Annotated in this window: 3 protein-coding genes and 2 pseudogenes; all 5 read left to right on the top strand. The window is 69.4% G+C overall.

What is annotated here, in order from left to right:
• Positions 1-104, top strand: a pseudogene (locus CU044_RS18780) (ATP-binding protein); the annotation flags it as partial.
• 339 nt (positions 105-443) lie between these two features.
• Positions 444-3,827: a nitrate- and nitrite sensing domain-containing protein gene (locus CU044_RS18775; RefSeq protein WP_129769886.1), complete on the top strand. Its 3,384-nt coding sequence runs from the start codon at positions 444-446 to the stop codon at positions 3,825-3,827.
• Positions 3,828-3,837: 10 nt separating this feature from the next.
• Complete coding sequence (locus tag CU044_RS18770; RefSeq protein ID WP_010984131.1) at positions 3,838-4,251, top strand: roadblock/LC7 domain-containing protein; 414 nt, start codon at positions 3,838-3,840, stop codon at positions 4,249-4,251.
• Between the two features lie 101 nt (positions 4,252-4,352).
• On the top strand, positions 4,353-4,952 hold the full coding sequence (locus CU044_RS18765; RefSeq protein WP_129769885.1) for a DUF742 domain-containing protein: 600 nt from the start codon (positions 4,353-4,355) through the stop codon (positions 4,950-4,952).
• Positions 4,933-5,069, top strand: a pseudogene (locus CU044_RS18760) (ATP/GTP-binding protein); the annotation flags it as partial. The gene CU044_RS18765 and the pseudogene CU044_RS18760, both read left to right, overlap by 20 nt.

The raw sequence follows: 5,069 nt of genomic DNA, 5'->3' as shown, positions 1-5,069 counted from the left end.
GCCCCGACACCCCCATCATCACCACCGACGCCCGCCACCGCGCCGACGCCAAAAGCGGACTCATCACCCTCGTCGAACACGCCCTCATGGCCCGACTCAAGTAGACGGCCCGCTACGGTAGTTGGCGTAGGAGATTTGAGAGGCGGGCTATGTTCTCCGACACGGCCCGCCTCCACGTTCATAACATTTCGACAGAGAATTCACGGTCTCCGGACACCCGACGCACTCGTCCGGTGCCGCTGCGCTCACATCAGCCCCGCCTTTTGACGGGGCTCGTTCTTTATGCCCGTTTTACGTGAGGCTTGTACCACTCGGAATGGCTGATTCCTGCTGTTTGGAATGCGACCCTTCCCCGTGCTGGAATTCGACAACTCCCGAGTAGTACGGCCCTGAACAGAACACGGCACAAACGTAGGTGCCGACGCCGAGAGGTTGTTGGTCGAGTGAGGCGAAGCAAGACGAGCTCCGCGGAGCAGCAGGCGCGGGGCAACTTCACCCCGCCGCCGCGCGCAGCGGTGCCGCCTGCGGTCGCGACCGCCTCACCACCGGTGACGGGCAGCTCCAGCCGGTTCTCGCCGCGCAACTGGCGTGTACCCACCCGGCTGAACGCCATTCTGCTCGTCCCCGTGCTGGTCGGCCTCGTCATGGGCGGTTTCCAGGTCAAGGGGTCCATCGACACCTGGCAGGAAGCGCAGGACGCCGAGAAGACGGCGCTCGTCGTACGGGCCGCCTCGGAGTACGGCCAGGCCCTCCTCAACGAGCGTGACCTCACCGCGCAGCCGCTGCTGACCAACAAGCGCGACGCCGAGAGCGTCGTCCGGGCCCGCGCGGCCACGGACGCCGCGAAGAAGAAGTTCGACGTGGCCGTGCGGGACATGCCCGCGAAGCAGGGCCTGGAGCGCCGGCTCAGCCTGTTCCGCGGCGAAGAGCCCAAGCTGGAGAACATCCGGAAGACCGCGTACACCGCGGGCGTCGAGACCCCGGACAAGAACGGCGACAACGGCGGTCCCGTGGCGACCGAGGAGGGCTATGTGCTGGTTCAGCACTCCCTCATGGAGTTCGCCAACGAACTCGGGCTCGGCACGGGCAACATCACCAGCTACGGCCGTACCGTCTACGCGATCCAGCTCGCCAAGGCCGCAGAATCGCTCCAGCGCTCCATCGGGATGCATCTGCTGGTCAGGCCGAGCCAGAAGGACGACGTCAGGACGGGCCAGTCGGTCGCGTTCTCCTCGTACGCGTACCTGGAGGACATCGCCGTCGGCGAGTACGTCTCCGGCGGCACCGCCGAGGACACCGTCAAGCTCCAGGACGTGATGAAGGAGCAGGCGGCGGCCGGGGCGAGGAAGCTCGCCACCGCGCAGCAGCAGGCCATGGCCGCCGGTGAGGACTTCAAGGCGCCGCCGAGCAAGGACGGTTCGGTCCTGGACGGCATGGTCGCGGCCATCGCCACCGGGGACAGCCCCGAGCGGCTCGCGGCGCGCGGGGTCACGCCCGAGGCGTGGATGGCCGCCTCCACCGCCACGTTCGACGGCTACACGGTGATCGAGAGGGATCTCGTCGACAAGGCCGTCGCCGACGCCGCGCAGATCTCGGACGACGCCAGGAACGCCGCCATCACCAACGGCGCCATCGTGGTGATCGCGCTGCTGGCCGCGTTCATCCTGGCGGGCATGATGGCCCGGCAGATGAGCCGTTCGATGCGCTCGCTGCGTACGGCCGCGTTCGGGATCGCCGAGCAGCGGCTGCCGATGCTGGTCGACCAGCTCTCCCGGACCGACCCGGGCCGGGTCGACACCCGGGTCCAGCCCATCCCGATCGATTCGCGCGACGAGATCGGCGAGGTCGCCCGCGCCTTCGACCAGGTCCACCGCGAGGCGGTCAGGCTCGCCGCCGAACAGGCCATGCTCCGCGGCAACGTCAACGCGATCTTCACGAACCTCTCGCGCCGCAACCAGTCGCTGATCGAGGGCCAGTTGTCCCTGATCTCCGATCTGGAGAACAACGAGGGCGACCCGGACCAGCTGGAGAACCTCTTCAAGCTGGACCATCTGGCGACGCGTATGCGGCGCAACGGCGAGAACCTGCTCGTCCTCGCCGGCGAGGAGCCGGGCCGCCGCTGGAACCAGCCGGTGCCGCTGGTGGACGTGCTCCGCGCCGCCTCCTCCGAGGTGGAGTCGTACGAGCGCATCGAGCTGTCCGGCGTACCCGAGACCGAGATCCACGGCCAGTCCGTGACCGACCTCGTGCATCTGCTGGCGGAGCTGCTGGAGAACGCCACCACGTTCTCCTCGCCGCAGACCAAGGTGCGGGTCACCGCGACCCGGCTGCCCGACGGCCGGGTGATGATCGAGATCCACGACAAGGGCATCGGCCTGACCGCCGAGGACTTCGCGGACATCAACCACAAGCTGGCCAATCCGCCGACCGTGGACGCCGCCGTCTCCCAGCGCATGGGGCTCTTCGTGGTCGGCCGGCTCGCCGACCGGCACGGTATCCGCGTGCAGTTGCGCCCCTCGGGCGAGCAGGCGGGAACGACCTCGCTGGTCATGCTCCCCGACCCGATCACGCACGGCGGCGGTGGCGGCGAACCGGCCGCGACCGACGACTTCACCGTCTCGCAGATCATGCCCGACCAGCCGGCGGCGCCGGTGGAGGAGCAGGTCTTCCCGACCGCTCCGATGCTGACCGCCGCCGAACTCGGCTTCGACGACTCCCGCTACGAGCGGCAGCCGGAGGCGGACGGCTCCCGCACGCTGGACCCCGTCAACCGCACGCTGCGGCGCGAGGAGCGGCGGGCCGCGCTGGGCGGCGCACAGGACGCTCCGCAGCCGCTCTTCGCCGACCAGGTCGACGGCCAGTACCGCGAGGAGGTCGACGGCCGGTACACGCCTCAGCAGGCGTCGTACGACCCCGGCTACGCGGCACGGCCCGAGGAGAGCGGGACGGCGTACCAGGGCGGCGGTTACGAGGAGTACCGCGCGCCCGGCGCGTTCCCCGGGCAGCAGGCTTATACGGAGGCGTCGTACCAGCCTCCGCAGAGCTCCGAGGGAACGTACGAGAACGCCTTCGGCGCCCAGCCCCACCAGGAAGAGTGGCCCGCTCAGAACGGCTACCAGGGCGCGTACGCACCCGAGTCGCGGACCGAACCGGAATCTGCCGGGGGCGCTCCCGAGAAGGCCCGGGACCGCGTAGGCTTCGACCGTCCGGGCCCTTCCCCGAGCGCGAGCCACGCGCTGACGGATGCGGGCCTGCCGCGCCGGGGGAGCAGCCAGCAACCGCAGGGGTGGCAACCCACAGGGCAGGACGAAGGACAGACGGGCCAGACTGGTCAGACCGGCCAGGCTGGTGTGACCGGCCAGGCCAACCAGAGCGGTCCCACCAACCAGAGCGGTCAGTCCCACCAGACCGGCCCGGCCAACCTGACAGGTGCGGCCAGCCAGACCGGTCCGACCGGTCAGGCCCCGCTGCTCGGCGGGGGCGGCGACGGCAGCAGCAGCAACGGCTTCGGCCGGAGCGAGGCGGCCGGCTCCGAGGACTGGCGTTCCACGAACGACGACCGCTGGCAGCGGGCCGAGAAGCTGCGTGAGCCCAAAGCCGGCGGAGTCACCTCGTCCGGTCTCCCCCGCCGCGTGCCCAAGGCCAATCTGGTCGAGGGAGCGGCGGAGCAGACCCCGCAGGGCGGTACCCAGGTTTCCCGCGCCCCGGAGGACATTCGTGGCAGGTTGAGCAACCTGCGACGCGGTGTCCAGCGGGGACGCAACGCGGGAGCGGACACGAACGGACCGGGCTTCGGCTCGGGCAGTACCTACAACCAGGAGCGTTAGTGTGAGCCCGATGAGCCAGGCGGCGCAGAATCTGAACTGGTTGATCACCAACTTTGTGGACAACACCCCTGGGGTGTCCCACACCGTGGTGGTCTCCGCCGACGGACTCCTGCTGGCCATGTCCGAAGGTTTCCCCCGCGACCGCGCCGATCAGCTCGCGGCCGTGGCGTCCGGTCTGACCTCGCTCACCGCGGGGGCTTCCCGGATCTTCGAAGGGGGCGCGGTCAACCAGACCGTGGTCGAGATGGAGCGCGGCTTCCTCTTCCTGATGTCCATCTCGGACGGTTCCTCACTGGCCGTCCTCGCCCACCCGGAGGCCGATATCGGCCTGGTGGGCTACGAGATGGCCCTCCTGGTCGACCGCGCGGGCACGGTCCTCACCCCGGACCTCCGCGCCGAGCTCCAGGGAAGTCTGCTCAACTGACAGACAGTGCGCTGCCGCCGCCGCACCATTAGGGTTCGGTGGCGCGGATTCCACAGGTCCGTCAACATAGGGCCCGGCGACCGGCAGTCGGAGGAGGAAACGTGGCTACACCCCCAGGCGGACATCCTTATGACGATGGCGTGCGGTACCCGGGTGAGCATGCCCGGAACCGCTTCAACTTTCCCTCCACGCCGAGCAGTCAGGTCGGCCGGGGGGACCAGGAAGGTACGCGCCCACCACAGCGCGCACCGCGGCAGCAGCCCCATCCCCCACCGCGACAGCCGTACGAGCAGCCGCAGCGGCCCCGCATCCAGCCGGTGCAGCCGCGGCACACGCCCGAGCCAGAACCCATGGGCACGCACAACCCGTTGGTGCGTCCGTACGCCATGACCGGCGGCCGGACGAGGCCGCGGTACCAGCTCGCCATCGAGGCGCTGGTCAGTACGACGGCCGATCCGTCCCAGTTGCACGGGCAGTTGCCCGAGCACCAGCGGATCTGCCAGTTGTGTTTCGAGATCAAATCGGTCGCCGAGATTTCGGCGCTCCTCTCCATCCCCCTCGGCGTGGCCCGGATCCTCGTAGCCGACCTGGCGGAGGCGGGACTTGTCGCCATCCATCAGCCCGGCGGCGACGAGGCCGTCGGGGGCCAGCCAGACGTGACACTGCTCGAAAGGGTGCTCAGTGGACTTCGCAAGCTCTAGCGGCGGTGCAGCCCGCTCAACCACCAGCGCGAAGATCGTGGTGGCGGGCGGCTTCGGCGTGGGCAAGACCACGTTCGTCGGCGCCGTCTCGGAGATCAACCCGCTGCGTACCGAAGC

The organism is Streptomyces sp. L-9-10 (assembly GCF_004151105.1).
Lineage (GTDB): Bacteria > Actinomycetota > Actinomycetes > Streptomycetales > Streptomycetaceae > Streptomyces.
This window is presented reverse-complemented; position numbering and strand designations above follow the sequence as displayed.

Coding starts and splice junctions, on each gene's coding strand:
- CU044_RS18770 (WP_010984131.1), top strand. CDS start 3,838: ATGAGCCAGGCGGCGCAGAATCTGAACTGGTTGATCACCAACTTTGTG.